This is a genomic window from Lactococcus sp. FSL W8-0209 (assembly GCF_038006585.1).
Classification (GTDB): domain Bacteria; phylum Bacillota; class Bacilli; order Lactobacillales; family Streptococcaceae; genus Lactococcus; species Lactococcus lactis.
The window spans coordinates 1,291,783-1,307,323 of the sequence record NZ_JBBOVN010000001.1; the positions used below are offsets into that span (position 1 = coordinate 1,291,783).

At 33.8% G+C, this 15,541-nt stretch carries 19 protein-coding genes and 1 other annotated feature; of the genes, 15 read left to right on the forward strand and 4 right to left on the reverse strand.

The window, feature by feature from the left end:
* Positions 1–26: 26 nt before the first annotated feature.
* Both yidA and MKX45_RS06450 read right to left on the reverse strand, forming a co-directional pair.
* Positions 27–842 (reverse strand): sugar-phosphatase, encoded by an 816-nt coding sequence (gene yidA, locus MKX45_RS06445; RefSeq protein ID WP_057720290.1) that lies wholly within the window; start codon positions 840–842, stop codon positions 27–29.
* A gap of 46 nt (positions 843–888) precedes the next feature.
* On the reverse strand, positions 889–2,250 hold the full coding sequence (locus MKX45_RS06450) for an HD domain-containing protein (RefSeq protein WP_023189347.1): 1,362 nt from the start codon (positions 2,248–2,250) through the stop codon (positions 889–891).
* Between the two features lie 168 nt (positions 2,251–2,418).
* Between MKX45_RS06450 and MKX45_RS06455 the strand changes: the two genes are divergently transcribed.
* The 11 genes from MKX45_RS06455 to MKX45_RS06505 all read left to right on the forward strand — a co-directional run bounded on the left by MKX45_RS06455 (position 2,419) and on the right by MKX45_RS06505 (position 10,186).
* On the forward strand, positions 2,419–2,826 hold the full coding sequence (locus tag MKX45_RS06455; RefSeq protein ID WP_445667035.1) for a DUF1934 domain-containing protein: 408 nt from the start codon (positions 2,419–2,421) through the stop codon (positions 2,824–2,826).
* Positions 2,819–3,994, forward strand: coding sequence for a DUF998 domain-containing protein (locus MKX45_RS06460; RefSeq protein WP_340816928.1), 1,176 nt, complete (start codon positions 2,819–2,821; stop codon positions 3,992–3,994). Before MKX45_RS06455 ends, MKX45_RS06460 begins: the two co-directional genes overlap by 8 nt.
* A gap of 56 nt (positions 3,995–4,050) precedes the next feature.
* Positions 4,051–4,124: a sequence feature (ribosomal protein L21 leader region), on the forward strand.
* A 39-nt stretch (positions 4,125–4,163) separates the two neighbouring features.
* Positions 4,164–4,478, forward strand: a complete 315-nt coding sequence (rplU, locus tag MKX45_RS06465) for a 50S ribosomal protein L21 (protein ID WP_003130644.1) — start codon at positions 4,164–4,166, stop codon at positions 4,476–4,478.
* A 2-nt stretch (positions 4,479–4,480) separates the two neighbouring features.
* Positions 4,481–4,816: a ribosomal-processing cysteine protease Prp gene (locus MKX45_RS06470; protein ID WP_003130645.1), complete on the forward strand. Its 336-nt coding sequence runs from the start codon at positions 4,481–4,483 to the stop codon at positions 4,814–4,816.
* Position 4,817: 1 nt separating this feature from the next.
* On the forward strand, positions 4,818–5,102 hold the full coding sequence (gene rpmA, locus MKX45_RS06475) for a 50S ribosomal protein L27 (protein ID WP_003130646.1): 285 nt from the start codon (positions 4,818–4,820) through the stop codon (positions 5,100–5,102).
* 276 nt (positions 5,103–5,378) lie between these two features.
* Entirely contained in the window at positions 5,379–6,911 is a 1,533-nt protein-coding gene (locus tag MKX45_RS06480; RefSeq protein ID WP_340816929.1) for an Nramp family divalent metal transporter, read from the forward strand.
* Between the two features lie 101 nt (positions 6,912–7,012).
* Positions 7,013–7,981: a PhoH family protein gene (locus MKX45_RS06485; protein ID WP_201247959.1), complete on the forward strand. Its 969-nt coding sequence runs from the start codon at positions 7,013–7,015 to the stop codon at positions 7,979–7,981.
* Positions 7,982–8,038: 57 nt separating this feature from the next.
* Positions 8,039–8,518 (forward strand): NUDIX hydrolase, encoded by a 480-nt coding sequence (locus tag MKX45_RS06490; RefSeq protein ID WP_003130650.1) that lies wholly within the window; start codon positions 8,039–8,041, stop codon positions 8,516–8,518.
* Positions 8,519–8,669: 151 nt separating this feature from the next.
* Positions 8,670–9,158, forward strand: a complete 489-nt coding sequence (gene ybeY / locus MKX45_RS06495) for an rRNA maturation RNase YbeY (RefSeq protein WP_057720287.1) — start codon at positions 8,670–8,672, stop codon at positions 9,156–9,158.
* Positions 9,142–9,597, forward strand: a complete 456-nt coding sequence (locus MKX45_RS06500) for a diacylglycerol kinase family protein (protein ID WP_003130653.1) — start codon at positions 9,142–9,144, stop codon at positions 9,595–9,597. The genes ybeY and MKX45_RS06500 overlap by 17 nt, the downstream gene beginning before the upstream one ends.
* A 13-nt stretch (positions 9,598–9,610) precedes the next feature.
* A complete protein-coding gene (locus MKX45_RS06505) occupies positions 9,611–10,186 on the forward strand; it encodes a nucleotidyltransferase family protein (RefSeq protein ID WP_128267734.1) in 576 nt (191 codons plus the stop codon).
* 36 nt (positions 10,187–10,222) lie between these two features.
* Here MKX45_RS06505 and MKX45_RS06510 read toward each other — a convergent pair whose 3' ends face one another.
* Entirely contained in the window at positions 10,223–10,873 is a 651-nt protein-coding gene (locus tag MKX45_RS06510) for a ComF family protein (RefSeq protein WP_057720285.1), read from the reverse strand.
* Complete coding sequence (locus MKX45_RS06515) at positions 10,870–12,192, reverse strand: DEAD/DEAH box helicase (RefSeq protein WP_128267736.1); 1,323 nt, start codon at positions 12,190–12,192, stop codon at positions 10,870–10,872. Before MKX45_RS06515 ends, MKX45_RS06510 begins: the two co-directional genes overlap by 4 nt.
* 56 nt (positions 12,193–12,248) lie before the next feature.
* On the opposite strand from MKX45_RS06515, the gene MKX45_RS06520 reads away from it, so the two are divergent.
* The 4 genes from MKX45_RS06520 (at position 12,249) to MKX45_RS06535 (ending at position 15,437) form a co-directional block, all read left to right on the forward strand.
* The gene (locus tag MKX45_RS06520; RefSeq protein WP_128267737.1) at positions 12,249–12,878 is read left to right on the forward strand and encodes a YigZ family protein; all 630 of its coding nucleotides are present in this window, start codon (positions 12,249–12,251) and stop codon (positions 12,876–12,878) included.
* A gap of 133 nt (positions 12,879–13,011) precedes the next feature.
* A complete protein-coding gene (locus MKX45_RS06525; RefSeq protein WP_057720282.1) occupies positions 13,012–13,509 on the forward strand; it encodes a VanZ family protein in 498 nt (165 codons plus the stop codon).
* 47 nt (positions 13,510–13,556) lie between these two features.
* Positions 13,557–14,576 (forward strand): DUF475 domain-containing protein, encoded by a 1,020-nt coding sequence (locus MKX45_RS06530; RefSeq protein ID WP_057720281.1) that lies wholly within the window; start codon positions 13,557–13,559, stop codon positions 14,574–14,576.
* 114 nt (positions 14,577–14,690) lie between these two features.
* Positions 14,691–15,437: a bifunctional metallophosphatase/5'-nucleotidase gene (locus MKX45_RS06535; RefSeq protein WP_057720280.1), complete on the forward strand. Its 747-nt coding sequence runs from the start codon at positions 14,691–14,693 to the stop codon at positions 15,435–15,437.
* The last annotated feature ends 104 nt before the right edge of the window (positions 15,438–15,541 follow it).

A 15,541-nucleotide genomic window follows, 5' to 3' on the forward strand; every position in this document is an offset into this window, starting at 1 on the left:
GAACAATAATGCTCATAAATTTTTAATTAATCTTGGTAATCTTTCAAAACCCATTCATTAATCGCATAAGCAACGCCTGATTTAGCATTTGATTTAGTTACATATTTAGCAATTTTTTTCAATTCCGATTTTCCGTTTTCCATCACAACAGGACAACCTGCAACTTCAAGCATTGAACGGTCATTTTCTTCATCTCCAATAGCCATTACTTCATCCAAGTCAAAAGAAAGTTTCTCAGCCAAATGTTGAACTGCTGACCCTTTACTTGCTTTTTTATTCATGAATTCTAAATAAAACGGTGTTGATTTCACTACATTATATAGTTCAAAGAATTCAAAGGGAAGGTATGCAATTCCGTCATCAAGTGCCGCAGGTTCATCAACCATCATTACTTTAGCAATTTCTAAAGCAGCAATATCTTCGGGTTGGCGAATATAAAGTGGCATTTTAACCATTTGGGCTTCTTGGACAGTATATCTTCCGACATCATGATTTGGAGTATAGATTCCCTCGCGAGTGATTGCGTGAATCGGTAGTCCAATTTTACGAGCAGCAGCATCTAAGTCAAGCCAATCTTCAGAACTCAAAGTTTCTTTGATAAATTCTTCACCAGTTGCTCGCTGAACCAACCCACCATTATAAGTAATAACATAATCACTTTGGTCAGTTAATTCAAGTGCTTTTAGAATATCAACAACACCAGGTAAAGGTCGGCCAGTTGTAATGACAATTTTAACGCCAGCCGCTTTAGCTTTTTTAACAGCCGTTTTTACTTCGGCAGTAATTTGGCGATTAGGATCAAGTAAAGTTCCGTCAAGGTCAATAGCAACAAGTTTAATCATAAGAATTTCTCTTTCTATTTCTTTCAATTTATTAAATATTTAGCAATTATAGGTTGTCATCAAGTGATAATTGTTTACTGACAGAGTCGTCAGTATTTTCAGAGGCAGTAGAATTTCTGTCAGTAAAATTTTGATTAATCACCAAGCTGTCATTAACAATATACTTGGTAAATTCAGGATTTTCTAGCATAATTTTTGGAAAATAGAATCGGCTATTTCCATGAATTGTACCTGTCAAACTTTTAATAAGTGGAGAAAGTACTGACAGCTCTGTAAGCGAACCATTTTTTTGTAAAATATTAATTTCAGTCCGCGGTTTTTCAGAACTTGGTCGATAGAAATCATAAGGCAAATCATAATTACTATGAATACCAGTGTAATAATCAGGATTAAAGCCTGCTTCTTCAACTAAAGAAGATAAAATTTCTAAATCTTCCAATTCTACAGTCTTGGGGTCAAAAGTAATCGATTTGAGTAAATGACGATTGACATAAGCAGAAGCTAAATCAGCGAGAATTTCATCATCATGACTCATCCAAACTTGAAAATAAGTATTCATAACGCCATCATCAAGTCTTAAATAATCTTGTAAATTATGATTTTGCTCGAAAAAGGGAACGAGACAAGGACTTGATATCGCAAAATAGTCTGGCTGACTGGCATATAAAAACTTAGCACGTGCGAGTAACTTTTGCAGTAAAACTTCCATTGAGCGTGAAGAAGCATGAAAATAAACCTGCATATACATTTGGTATCGACTGACAATATAGTCTTCAACTGCATGCATTCCTGAGTACTTAAAAGCAATTCCATTTTCCGTAGGAACAATCACTCTTAAAATCCAAGTTAAATCAAATTGTCCATAGACAGCACCAGTAAAATAAGCATCTCTAAGGAGATAATCCATGCGGTCAGCATCAATTTGACTTGAAATCAATTGAACAACTTGAGGATTAGAATATTCATGAGAAATGACAGAGGCCACTTTTTCAGGAAAATCAGGAGAGACCTTGCGTAAAATTCCATTAATTTCTGTATCAGGAGAAGTAATTATTTCTCGAGTGACCGCCTCGTGGTCTGTATTAAATAAACCTTCAAAAGTGTGTGAATAAGCACCATGTCCAACATCGTGTAATAAGGCTGCACACTGAGTTAAAAGATTCTCATCAGGATTCCATTCCAAAGGGAAATTCCGACTAAAATAATCAGTAATCCTTTTGGCAATGTGGTAAACACCCAAACAATGAGAAAAACGGGTATGTTCAGCTCCATGGAAGGTAAAACTTGATGTACCAAGTTGTTTAATTCGTCTTAAACGTTGGAATTCAGCAGTGTCAATCAATTCTGATATTACAGGATGATTCACCGTGATATAGTCATGAACTGGGTCACGAAAGACTTTTTCCAAAATAAAACCCCCTCTAAAATTTAAGGTCTATTCTCTATTAAAAATTAATCAGATTTTTCCTTATTTTATCTTAATTATACCCTATTTTCTTCCAAAATGCAGACCCTCATCACCTTAATCTTTTTAGCACAGACTATGTTTTTAATATTCAAGGAATTATAGTAAAATATGATTATGGAAATTATAATTAGGAATAGAATTAAAATTGACCAGCAAGAAGAGTTGGTCAAAGAAATATATCAGGGAGAGTTGAAAAAAGGAGGACATCAGACCTTACTCAAGTATCAAAATGCTGCAAATGAAAAAGTTTTACTTAAATTTGATGAAAAAGAAGTGATAATGACCCGCTTTGCAAAGCGACCTATCAAAATGCATTTTCATCCAGAAATTCCAGGTTTAACTGAATATGAAGGTTTAGGAGAACTATCAATTCTGACAAATGCTTTAAGCATTGATCATGAGAGCAGGACAATTAAAATTAATTACCAACTTTCGCAAGGTGCCCAAAAAATAGCCGATTATCATTTGAGAATTGACTGGAAAGAGCAAAGTGTGGAAGGAGAAACAAATGGATAAAATTCATCTACCTAAAGAAATATATGAACGATTAGACCTTAAAGAAAACGAAGAAATTGAAATCGTCGATTTAGCGGCTGATAGTTTTACCATTCGAAAAATCAATGCCAGAAAATCAGATAAGGCGCCCAAGTGGTTTATTATTCCAACGATTATTTCTGCATTTATCTTTATTATTTTTGCCTTTGTCATAAAGCATCCTCATGTCATCGCTCTTTCTGGAAATGAATCTTTGGCAACGGCGGTTATTACAATTGCTAATGCAATAGGGATGCTGACTTTTATTTCTGCTTATTTCTCTCGAAGAAAAGAATTTTATAAACAGATGACCAAAAGAAGTTACTGGCGGACATTTGCCACAGTCACTTTATCTGTTTTACTTATCGTCATTTTAGCATCGATGGGCTTATTTTGGTTTTTAGGTCAAATTTTTTATGGTGTAAGTTTTGGACTCTTTACTTCCACCTTAATCTTTACTATTTTTTCTGGAATCATTAATTATGTCATGATTTTTGTTGTAGATACTTTTTCGATTAATATGATGGTAACAATGCTTTTAGTGGTTTCTGTTGGTGGTTTCGTCTCAAGTATGGCCACCAATGGAAATCAGTACTGGTGGCAAAGGAATTTTAGTTTGCTTGGAACTCAGGCTTCACGTTCAAGCTGGCAATTTAATCTGACGTTAATTGTTTCGGCAGCCTTATTTGCAGCATTAATTGATTATATTTTTGTTTCATTAAGACAAAAAGCGGGCAGTCATTATCGACAAAATATTTTGCAAGTTTTATTGACACTTTGTGCTATTTCAATTGCTTTAGTTGGATTAATTCCCAATGATCCAGGCTGGATGCATATTGCTCATGACATTGTTGCTCAATTAATAGTCTTATTTATGGCTATTTCGATACTTGGAATTCGTTGGTTTTTACCAAATGCTGATCCAAATTTATATCGTATGTCTTATTTTATTGTAGGTCTTATCTTAATCTCTTATGTTTTATGGCATCCTATTCATTATTTGACATTAACGGCTTTTGAAATTCTTTCTTTTAGCTTGTCTTTTGCTTGGTTACTCTTACTGGTAAATACTTTGATTAATATGCTTTGGAATACGAAAAAGATTTATAAAGTCTCGCTTAATTCTATAGAAGAAAAAAGTGAAAAATAAGACTTGAAAAGTAGAAAAAGAAGTAGTATAATAATATAGTTGTCTTTGTGAAGTCTCATAAAGTGCAACCGCACGAAGTTTCGTATTAAGTGGCATATGCCCACGAACAAAGGCGAGTCTAACAGTCGCTTGACTTAAAAGCGATGAAATCTAACAAGGAGGAATCACAATGTCAAACTATGCAATCATCAAAACTGGTGGTAAACAAGTTAAAGTTGAAGAAGGTTCAGTAATCTACGTTGAAAAACTCAATGTTGAAGCTGGTCAAACCGTTACTTTCGACGAAGTTATCTTTGTCGGAGGCGAAACAACTAAAGTTGGTGCACCACTCGTTGAAGGCGCAACTGTTGTTGGTGAAGTCGAAAAACATGGTAAGCAAAAGAAAGTTGTTACTTTCCAATACAAACCTAAAAAACACTCACACCGTAAACAAGGTCACCGTCAACCATACACTAAAGTTGTTATCAAATCAGTTAACGCTTAATTATGATTGAAGCTTGTATCAGGACAAAAAGAGACAAAATTGTTTCTTATGAAATCTCAGGACATGCTGAATCTGGCGAGTATGGACACGATGTGGTTTGTGCGGCGGTCAGCGTTCTATCAATTACAACGGCAAATAATATCTACGAGATGGCTCACATTAAACCTGTGACTCAGATGGAAGATGGTTACTTGTATGTTGAAATTCCTTTGAGCATACCTGAAAAACAAGGCGTATTGGCTCAAACTTTGCTCGAAGCTTTTGCAAATTCGATGAAAGCAGTTGAGAAAAGCTATGGTCAGTACATTACACTTAAATTTGAAAATGGAGGGCAATAACATGCTTGAACTTAATCTGCAACTCTTCGCCCACAAAAAAGGTGGGGGTTCTACTTCCAATGGACGTGACTCACAAGCTAAACGTCTCGGTGCTAAAGCATCTGACGGTGAACTTGTAAGCGGCGGTTCAATCCTTTTCCGTCAACGTGGTACACATATCCATCCAGGTACTAACGTTGGCCGTGGTGGCGACGATACTCTCTTCGCTAAAATCGAAGGAACTGTTAAATTCGAAATGAAACGTGGTAAAAAACACGTATCAGTTTATCCAGTAGTGGCTAAATAAGAATTTTGAAACCTGTCTTTGACAGGTTTTTTTATTATATATTAATGAATAAAGTCCTCTTGAGGGCTTTTTATTGTACTTTTTAAATACATTTATAAATATGTGCTAAAATATTTGAAAAAAAGATAAGGTGGTGCTATAATATTTTTATTATCAGTTATAGATTAAAAAGTTTAATAATTTCTTAAATCAATAATTGATTTATTTTAATTACTATAAAAATATACTTAACATAATGGTTGTTGAATTTTATTCAACTTAGAGCTAGGAGAAATAATGAATGATAAAGAACATCAACGTCATCGATTGATTTATCATACGAATGGAAAATCCTTAGAGGAAATAAATGGGACAGTAGAAGTACCTAAAAATGTTGGCTTTTTCAAAATGTTGCTAACTTATTCAGGACCTGGTGCCTTGGTTGCAGTTGGTTATATGGACCCAGGAAATTGGTCAACATCAATAACTGGCGGACAAAACTTTCAATACTTACTGATTTCAGTCATTCTGGTGTCAAGTTTAATTGCAATGCTCCTTCAGTATATGTCGGCAAAATTGGGTATTGTCAGTCAAATGGATTTAGCTCAAGCTATAAGAGCAAGAACAAGTAAATCTCTAGGAATTGTTTTATGGATATTAACTGAACTTGCCATAATGGCAACGGATATTGCAGAAGTAATTGGGGCTGCTATCGCTCTTTATCTTTTATTTAATATCCCATTAATCTTAGCGGTTTTTATCACAGTTCTTGATGTCTTTTTGCTTTTGTTATTGACGAGAGTTGGTTTTAGAAAAATTGAAGCCCTTGTTATCTGTTTGATTTTAGTCATTTTGGTCATTTTTGCTTATCAAGTCGCTTTATCAAATCCAGATTGGAAAGGAATTATTGAGGGATTTATCCCCAATAGCCGGACGTTTGCCTCTTCACCAACAGTGGCAGGGATGTCTCCTTTAACAGGGGCCTTAGGGATTATTGGTGCTACAGTTATGCCTCATAATTTGTATCTCCATTCTTCTATTTCACAAAGCCGAAAAATCAATCATCAGGATAAAGCAGATGTTGCTAGAGCGGTGAGATTTTCAACATGGGATTCTAATATTCAATTGACAGTGGCTTTTGTTGTGAATTCCCTCTTGTTAATCATGGGAGTTGCCGTATTCAAAACGGGAGTGATTGATGATCCATCATTCTTTGGTTTATATGATGCCCTCTCTAATCCAACTGTTTTAAGCAATGGACTGCTTGCCGATGTAGCAAAAACAGGAGCTTTATCCACTTTGTTTGCCGTAGCTCTTCTTGCTTCAGGACAGAATTCTACTATTACAGGGACTCTAACGGGTCAAGTTATTATGGAAGGCTTCATTCATATGAGAATTCCAATGTGGGCCAGAAGATTAGTAACACGTTTGCTTTCAGTTGTTCCAGTATTGATTTGTGTCTCTATGACAAGAGGACAAACTTTGAAAGCACAGCATGAAGCAATTAATAATTTGATGAATAATTCTCAAGTTTTTCTAGCCTTTGCTCTACCTTTTTCAATCATTCCTTTGTTGATGCTGACTAATAGTAAAAAGGAGATGGGTGATTTTAAAAATAATTTGATTATTAAATGTTTGGGCTGGTTTTCAGTTATTGCTTTGACCTATCTTAATTTGATTGGTTTGCCAGATCAAATTGCCAACTTTATACCTCATAATCTTGGACTATCTCATCTTATTTCTGGTTTTCTTATTTTTGGAGTTCTCCTTTTATTAATTTGGACAATCGTAGAACTTTATCGAGGAAATAAAAAAATGATGGCTTACTAAAATTGATTTAACTCTATTTTAAAATAGAGTTTTTCTTTATATTCAGTAAGGTGTGATTTAAATTAAAATATGAAATGTGCTATAATGTAAGAAAATGATTAATGGAGATTGTGTATTTGACTAAAAATTCAATTGAATTTAAACTAGAAAATCCAGAAGATGCAAGTCTACTTTTTGGGGTACAAGATAAATATTTGAAGTTAGTTGAATCTCAACTAGGGGTTGAGATTAATTATCGTGGCGAAATGGTTCAAATCGTTTCTGAGGATGAATTGACAAGAGAGCGAGCTCGTAAAGCCCTCCAAGCTCTGCAGGTACTAGTAGGCCGAGGAGTTCCAGTTCATGCGTCAGATGTCATTATTGCAATAAAGATGGTTTTAAATGATGATATTGAAAATTTCACTGCACTTTATGAAGTTGAATTGACGAAAGATGCAGCTGGAAAGTCAATTCGACTAAAAAATCTGATTCAAAAAACTTATGTTGATTCTGTCAAACATCATGATATTGTTTTTGGAATTGGACCAGCTGGAACAGGGAAAACGTTTTTAGCTGTTGTGATGGCTGTTCAAGCATTACGTAATGGTCAGGTGAAACGAATTATTTTGACAAGACCAGCTGTAGAAGCTGGTGAAAGTCTTGGGTTCTTACCAGGCGATTTGCAAGAAAAGGTTGATCCTTATTTACGACCAGTTTATGATGCCCTTTTCCAAATTTTAGGAAAGACGGCAACTGAGCGAATGATGGAACGAGGAATTATTGAAATAGCTCCGCTAGCTTACATGCGTGGTCGTACGCTTGATGATGCCTTCGTCATTTTGGATGAAGCACAGAATACAACAACGATGCAGATGAAAATGTTTTTGACTCGACTCGGCTTTAATTCTAAAATGATTGTTAATGGAGATATTTCACAAATTGACTTACCTAATAAAGTAAAATCAGGTTTGATTGATGCCAAAGATAAATTAAGTCATGTGAAATCAATTGATTTTGTTTATTTCATGGCAAAAGATGTCGTTCGACATCCAGTTGTTGCTGAAATTATCAAAGCCTATGGTGATGAATAGTTTGGAACTTTTGTTAATGTCAGATTGATCAAATTTCTAGATAAGAAGGAAACAATAATGGCCGAAGGTTATGTCATGGATTTGCGCAAAAAAATTGGGCATGTCCCAATGGTAATTGCATGTGCAAGCTTGATTATTTATGATGAAAATCGTGGAATTTTACTTCAAAAACGGGCAGATAATGGGAAATGGTGTTATCATGGTGGGTCAGTTGAACCGAATGAAAAGGTTGAAGAAGCAGCGAAACGTGAACTCTATGAAGAAGTTGGCTTAAAAGCTGGAAAAATAAATTTGTACACTGTCGCTTCTGGGACAGAACAACACTTTTTCTATCCTAATGGGGATGAAGTTCATATTGTTGATACTGTTTTTACTTGTAATGATTTTTCTGGAGAGATTCTTTTAGAAGAATCAGAGGTTCTTGACTGTCAATGGTTTGCCTTTGATAATCTGCCAGAAGATATATTAATTGCCACAAGAGGTCCCATTTTGTCCTTTTGTAAGGAAATGTTGCAAAAAAAGGCTGACAGAAAGTAATTGTTGATTGTAAGTGACAGATTGAATGAGAAATTCTCTGACAGTTCTGTCTGTCATTAAAATTTACTGACAGAATAATAGAAATAGCTAAAATATTGAGCTACTTAGGGCTATTTTATGAATTATTGTCAGTAATTAAATAAGGAAAAAAATGTACGTAGAATTAGTTGATGAAACAGGCCAAGTGCCAAGTGATATTATTGAACAAACTAAAGAAGTTTTAGCTTTTGCTGCTAAAAAACTGAACTTGAAAGAATCAACAGAAATGTCAGTAACTTTTGTTGATAATGCTCGTTCACATGAGTTGAATTTGCAATATCGCGAAACTGACCGACCAACCGATGTTATCTCATTAGAATACAAACCTGATGAATCAGAATTTTTCTTTGATGAAGATATGGAATTACCAGAGGAATTGTTGGAAGAAATGGATCCATTTATTGGTGAATTGTTTATTTCAATAGACAAGGCTGCTGAACAGGCTGCTGATTATGGTCACTCGATTGAACGTGAATATGGTTGGTTAGCTGTTCATGGCTTTTTGCATATCAATGGTTATGACCACTACACACCAGAAGAAGAGTCAGAAATGTTTGGTTTGCAAGAGGAGATTTTAACTGCCTATGGACTCACAAGATAAAGATGTAAAACTTTTTAAGAAAAAGGATTTTAATAATGGTAAAAGACCTGTTCAAGAGGATAGGGCCCGTTGGAAAAATCCTAATTTACTTTCGAGTTTAGACTTTGCACTGTCTGGAATTTGGACAGCTTTTAAAGAAGAACGTAACATGCGTAAACATGCTTTGGCAGCCTTTTTAGCCATTGTTTTTGGTCTTGTTTTTCAAATTTCAGAATTTGAATGGCTCTTTTTGTTGTTGTCAATTTTTCTAGTTTTTATGGCAGAACTTTTTAATTCTGCTATCGAAAATGTGGTGGATTTAGCATCAGATTACCAATTTTATATGCGTGCTAAACGAGCCAAAGATATGGCAGCTGGGGCAGTTTTAGTTATTTCGGGATTTGCATTGATTGTTGGTCTGATTGTATTTTTACCTAAAATTTGGCATCTTTTCTTTTAGAGGATAAGCGGAAATGAATAGAAAAAATGATTTTCTAAAAATATTGAAAAAGAACTCCGAATTGATGTCCATTTTGGATGAAGTTTTTGTTTTAAATTTGCCTAATTATTATCTAGCCGCAGGAAGTGTCTTTCAAACGGTTTGGAATTATTCTGACGGAAATAATTTAATGACAGGAATTCACGATATTGATATTGTGTACTTTGATAAAGAGATTTCTGCTGACAGCTCTGCTAAAAATGATAAAAAGTTAGAAAAAGTTTTATCTGAAAAATTTCCCTATCAATTTGATATTCATAATGAAGCATACATGCATCTTTGGCATAATGGAAATAAAGTACCGTATAAAAACACAGAAAATGCGATTGAGCGTTGGATTGCTACGGTTCATGCTGTAGGCATAAGTGGTAATTCACGCAATATTGAAATTTTTGCTCCCTATGGCTTAGAAGATATTTTTACTAAAACAATTCGGCCAATTTATCATGTCGATAATAATCGAATACTTTATGAAAATCAGGTTGCTAGGTGGCAAGAAAGATTTAGTAATTTAAAGATTATTGAATGGTCAGATGAAATAAAGAATTGATAAAAAGCTGAAAGGTTTTTTTATTTGATTTAATGATTAACGGCAGAGAGAAAAGCTCCTTATTTCATGAACACCAGCTTCTTTTAGAATTTGTGATGCGTGATATAAGGTGGTACCTGTTGTATAAATGTCATCAATTAATATAACTTTTGTAGGGACTTTTAGTCCTTTTTTTAATCGAAAAGGATTTGGACTTTCCAATCGTTCTTTTCGATTAAGGCTAGATTGTTTGACCGAATTCTCTTTTTCAAGAAGTTCAATAAAATTATCTTGTTGAAGAAAAGCAGTCACTTGATTGAAACCACGTTCCTCTAATCTTTTGGGTGAAATAGGAATCGGAACCAAAGAGGATTTTGGGGGAATACTTTTAAAATAGGGTTCAAAAATTTGGTATAATCGATAATCTCCCACAAATTTATACTGGCTAAAATAATCTTTCATTGCTTGATTGTAGTGAAAAATTGCCTGATGTCTGATTTTGTATCCTCTTTTTTCCCAATTTTGACAATCAGTACAGATCTCATGGACATTTGGCTTACAGCAGCGAGGACAGTGAGCTTCAGGGATCTTTTCAAAATTTTTTTGACATTTAGAACATAAAAGATTTTGAGGACTTTTGAGTAAGAAAAGTTCACTAAATAGAAAGTTTTGAGCAATATTTCTTGAACAAAGCAAACACTTTATCATGAAAAACCTCCCAGTTGGTTCATTTTTTTGATTTCTCTAACTGCCTGACACATTGCTTTGGATTTTCCGTAATGAAAAAAACTAACTAAGCCTGTTGGACGTTCAGGACTACGACCCACACGTCCAGCCATTTGTATCAGTGCGGATTTAGTGAAGTTTGGGTGCTCACTGTTGATGACAAAAACATCAACATTTGGAAAAGTGACTCCCCGTTCAAGAATTGAAGTCGCTATTAAAATAGTAATTTCTTTATTTCTAAAAGCTTTAACAATTTCCAATCTATCTTTTGTTGTTGAAGCAACGGAAGCAATTTTTTCTTTAGGAAATTTCAATTGTAGTTGTTTTGCAAATTCTTGTCCAAATTCAATTTCAGCAGCAAAAATAAGAAGAGGAAAGCCACTATTTCTTTGCTCAATTAATTTCTTATAAAATTTATTTTTCCAAAAAAATTTAGGCACCACTAAAGGAAAATTGTGAAAACGACGCGGGAGAAACAAAGGATAGAGTTTTTGCTTTTTTATATTTTTTTCAAGTTTGTCAGTAGAAGTTGCGGTCAAATATATTAAATTTCCTTCTATTTTTCTTGCTTTTTCTGCCGCAAAATAAAGCATTTCATTATCTCTAAAGGGAAAGGCATCAACTTCATCAATAATCAACAAATCAAAAGCTTCCTTGAAACGTAAAAGCTGATGACTGGTCATTATTATTAATGGAGCTCGAAAATAGCTGTCGCCATCATGATATAAGAGTGGAATCTTACAGGAAAAATCACGTGATAATCGCTGATGAAGTTCAAGACAAACATCAATTCTTGGACTAGCTAGACCAACAACTCCACCGCTTTCTAAAATTTGCTCAATGACTTGATAAATCATTTCAGTTTTTCCAGCTCCAGTCACAGCTTGGACAATTATTTGCTGATGAGAATTAATTTCCTGACAGAGGGTATTTGAAACTGATTTTTGATTCTCTGTCAGTTTTCCAGACCAGTTTATATATGATTTCTTTGGAAAACTCTTTTGTGGCAGAAAGTACAAGAATTCATCGGAGCGGACTCGACCTAATTGAATACAACTTGGACAGTAAAATGCACCAATTGGAAGTTTGACAGAATTTTTAATATGAACAGTCCCACAACGGTTGCATTTTATTTTATTGGAAGAAATTAAAGTCATCCCCAAAATTGATTTTACTGTTGTTTCTAACAAAAAATTACTAAAAATTTTACTGACAGAAATCTTGTCAGTATTTTTTATAAGTTGTAAAATATCATTTTTTAATAATAAACGGCCAAATAACTTTTCTTGATTAGTGCTCATACTATTCTATACGAAAATGCTGTTAAAATGTAACAAAATTTGTTAAAATCATTAGCATGACTATCACTATAAAAACTGATTTTATCAATGAAGAGGAAATCAAAAAATCACGATTTATTTGCCATTTGAAAAGAATTTCATCTGAAGAAGAAGCGCGTGATTTTATTGCGAAAATCAAAAAAGAACACTGGAAAGCCAATCATAACTGCTCAGCCTATACATTAGGTGACCGTCAAGAAATTCAACGAACAAGTGATGATGGAGAGCCGTCAGGGACTTCTGGTGTTCCGATGCTTGAAATTTTAAAGAAAAAAGAAATAATCAATGTTTGTGCCGTTGTTACTCGGTATTTTGGTGGAATAAAATTAGGTGCTGGTGGTTTAATTCGTGCTTATGCGGGCAGTGTAAATCATGCCATCGAAGCTGCTGGTTTAGTTGAATTTATCAACCAACGTGAGCTTCTTTTAAATCTTGATTACAGCCTCTATGACAGCTTACAGCGCTTTTTAATTGACGAAAAAATCAAAATTTCGGATAGTGAGTTTTTGTCGGATATCAAAGTAAAATGTTTTATTGATGAAGAAAAGGTTGACGAAGTCATGAATTTACTGACAGAAACTTTTAATGGAAAAATAAGCATGAAAAAAGGGGACAGTCAACAAGTAGAAGTTGAAGTCCTGTCATAAAATATTGATTTTAAAAAGGGAGAATTCCCTTTTTATTTATATCATAACTGATAAAGGTTTCTGTTTAAGTTAAATCAGTTAAAATACTAAAAGAACAACAATCGAAAACCTATTTTCTTAAGAAAGGAGAAAAATGACAAAAAAATTAGCACAGCTTTTATTTTTCATTTATATATTAGGACTGGTTTGGCTGGTATTATTTAAACTTTCTTTTCATCCACTTGCTTTTCTTGAAATGACGAATACAAGAAGTCTTAATCTGACACCTTTAGCCATGTCCGGCGGTCGTCGCGAGGTTTTATTTAATATTCTAGCTTTTATTCCTTTTGGCATTTTATTGACTATGAATGCACCAAAAATCTCCTTTTTAAATAAACTGGCAATTTCCATTTTATTAAGTTTTTCATTTGAAAGTCTACAATATCTTCTTGCCATTGGTGCAACGGATATTACTGACCTCATCACTAACTCACTTGGAGCCTTACTTGGAATAAGTTTCTATTATTTACTCATAAAAGTCTTTTCAAAAGCAAAAGTCGACCTTATTTTGACAATTTCTTTTACGGTTTTGCTCATTCTTACGATAATCTTTATCAGGCAAAGCATAGTTCTAGGCACAGTGAGAGTGTAAAAAGTATGTTAGAATAGATGAGAAGATTATTTTAGAAGAGGAGACCTATGAAAATATTCAGAGGCTCATTTATTGTTAGTTTAATTGCCCTAATTATCGCATTTGTTTATGCCGGGTGGAATGGACTTTTTATTACGCTTATTCTTGCTGTTCTAGAAATTTCCTTATCTATGGATAACGCTATTGTGAATGCACGTATTCTCGAACGAATGAGTTCTGCATGGCAAAAAGCTTTCTTAACCTTAGGAGTTTTGATTGCGGTTCTTGGAATGCGTTTGATTTTTCCACTCTTGATTGTTGGAGTGTCAGCCCAAATTGACCCTATCGGTGCTTTAAAATTAGCTTTAGAAAAAGGAAATCCCAATACAGTAGGAACCTATGGTTATATTTTGCACCATGCTCATCCACAAATCGCAGCTTTCGGTGGAATGTTTCTATTGATGCTAGCCTTAGGATTTTTCTTTGATGAACGGGCACATACTTGGCTTAAAATACCAGAGAAAATCCTTCAAAGAATTGGAAATTTTCCGGCAGCAAATGCAATTATTTCGATTATTTTGCTTTTAATCACATCGGAATTTATTGCTAAAGATGCTCACGCTGTTTTATTTGCTGGAATTTTAGGAATCCTAACTTTCATGCTTGTTGACGGTTTTGGAGAAACGATGAGTCATAGCAAAGCTGCAAACACAACAAGTAGTGTGATTGCGACTGGTAAGGCTGGACTTGCTTTATTCTTATATTTGGAAGTAATAGATGCTTCATTTAGTTTTGATGGGGTAATAGGTGCCTTTGCAATTACAGCAGACCCGATTATTATTCTTTTAGGATTAGGTGTGATTGGAGCGATGTTTGTAAGAAGTCTTACGCTTTATCTTGTTCAAAAAGGAACATTGAATGACCTTGTATATCTTGAACACGGAGCACATTGGGCCATTCTCACGCTTGCATTTTTAATTTTAGCAAGTATTAAATGGGAGATTGGTGAGGTTGTTACAGGACTTCTAGGAGCTGTATTCATTATTCTTTCCTTTATTTCGAGTGTGATTTATAATCGAAATCATTAAAAAGATGACGCAAGTCATCTTTTTATTTTTAGAAAAAAGTTTAAAACACAATATATTGTGCTTTTTGTGATAAAATATAGATATTAAATACTATATATAGGTTTGGTTGTGATAATGAAACTTAGCATTTTACATATAAATAATACTCATCTCACCCTTGATAAGGATTTTTCTTTAATTAATAAAATTAAAGAAGAAAATAAAAAAAGAGTCATAGAAACTTTAGTTTTAGGAGATGGAAATAGCATTTTTAATAACATTGAGCACAAAAATGATGAGAAAGACCTCCTAAATAAATTTCCTTTTGATGCGACGACATTGGGAAGTCATCAATTTGATGGGGGTTCAAAAGGAATAGTGGAAAATCTAAATAAAATAAATTTTCCAATTTTAGTCGCTAATGTTAATTTTGAAGATGATAAACTTTTAAATCCTTTAGTAAAAGAAGGAAAATTTATTCCTTATCTCCTTAAAAATACAACATCAGGTAAGAAAATAGGAATATTTGGTTTGACAACAATGGATATTGTTTATCGCTCACATCCGAGTGCGGAGACTATCTTTTCTAACCCTTTTGATAAGGCAGATTTCATAGTTAAAAGATTAAAGAATCTTGGAGTTGATGTTATTATTTTATTAAGTCAACTTGGAGAAGAAATGAACCAAATGTTAGCTCAAGAATTTTTAGAAATTGATATTATTATCGATAAACCCGTAGGGACATCAGGAAAAAAAGTTGAAAAATGTGGAAATACACTCATTATTCAATCTGAAACTGATAACTATTCTCTTATAGAATCTGAAATCAATATTGATGATGAAGGCAATTTACTTTTTATTCAAGAAAATAATTATGTTTGAATATGATAGATAAAACCAGAATATTGATACCAAATAAGACAGAAGTAAGGTCATCAGTTTATTTTGCCTTGACAAAACGGGAAAATAGAGCTAGAATTTATAGG

What these genes read in the sequence shown, in the direction of transcription:
- MKX45_RS06535 (WP_057720280.1), top strand. Translation starts at nt 14,691, where the DNA reads ATGAAACTTAGCATTTTACATATAAATAATACTCATCTCACCCTTGAT.
- MKX45_RS06490 (WP_003130650.1), top strand. Translation starts at nt 8,039, where the DNA reads ATGGCCGAAGGTTATGTCATGGATTTGCGCAAAAAAATTGGGCATGTC.
- MKX45_RS06485 (WP_201247959.1), top strand. Translation starts at nt 7,013, where the DNA reads ATGGAGATTGTGTATTTGACTAAAAATTCAATTGAATTTAAACTAGAA.
- MKX45_RS06505 (WP_128267734.1), top strand. Translation starts at nt 9,611, where the DNA reads ATGAATAGAAAAAATGATTTTCTAAAAATATTGAAAAAGAACTCCGAA.
- MKX45_RS06480 (WP_340816929.1), top strand. Translation starts at nt 5,379, where the DNA reads ATGAATGATAAAGAACATCAACGTCATCGATTGATTTATCATACGAAT.
- MKX45_RS06455 (WP_445667035.1), top strand. Translation starts at nt 2,419, where the DNA reads ATGATTATGGAAATTATAATTAGGAATAGAATTAAAATTGACCAGCAA.
- rpmA (WP_003130646.1), top strand. Translation starts at nt 4,818, where the DNA reads ATGCTTGAACTTAATCTGCAACTCTTCGCCCACAAAAAAGGTGGGGGT.
- yidA (WP_057720290.1), bottom strand. Translation starts at nt 842, where the DNA reads ATGATTAAACTTGTTGCTATTGACCTTGACGGAACTTTACTTGATCCT.
- MKX45_RS06460 (WP_340816928.1), top strand. Translation starts at nt 2,819, where the DNA reads ATGGATAAAATTCATCTACCTAAAGAAATATATGAACGATTAGACCTT.
- MKX45_RS06525 (WP_057720282.1), top strand. Translation starts at nt 13,012, where the DNA reads ATGACAAAAAAATTAGCACAGCTTTTATTTTTCATTTATATATTAGGA.
- ybeY (WP_057720287.1), top strand. Translation starts at nt 8,670, where the DNA reads ATGTACGTAGAATTAGTTGATGAAACAGGCCAAGTGCCAAGTGATATT.
- MKX45_RS06470 (WP_003130645.1), top strand. Translation starts at nt 4,481, where the DNA reads ATGATTGAAGCTTGTATCAGGACAAAAAGAGACAAAATTGTTTCTTAT.
- rplU (WP_003130644.1), top strand. Translation starts at nt 4,164, where the DNA reads ATGTCAAACTATGCAATCATCAAAACTGGTGGTAAACAAGTTAAAGTT.
- MKX45_RS06500 (WP_003130653.1), top strand. Translation starts at nt 9,142, where the DNA reads ATGGACTCACAAGATAAAGATGTAAAACTTTTTAAGAAAAAGGATTTT.
- MKX45_RS06530 (WP_057720281.1), top strand. Translation starts at nt 13,557, where the DNA reads ATGAAAATATTCAGAGGCTCATTTATTGTTAGTTTAATTGCCCTAATT.
- MKX45_RS06520 (WP_128267737.1), top strand. Translation starts at nt 12,249, where the DNA reads ATGACTATCACTATAAAAACTGATTTTATCAATGAAGAGGAAATCAAA.
- MKX45_RS06515 (WP_128267736.1), bottom strand. Translation starts at nt 12,192, where the DNA reads ATGAGCACTAATCAAGAAAAGTTATTTGGCCGTTTATTATTAAAAAAT.
- MKX45_RS06510 (WP_057720285.1), bottom strand. Translation starts at nt 10,873, where the DNA reads ATGATAAAGTGTTTGCTTTGTTCAAGAAATATTGCTCAAAACTTTCTA.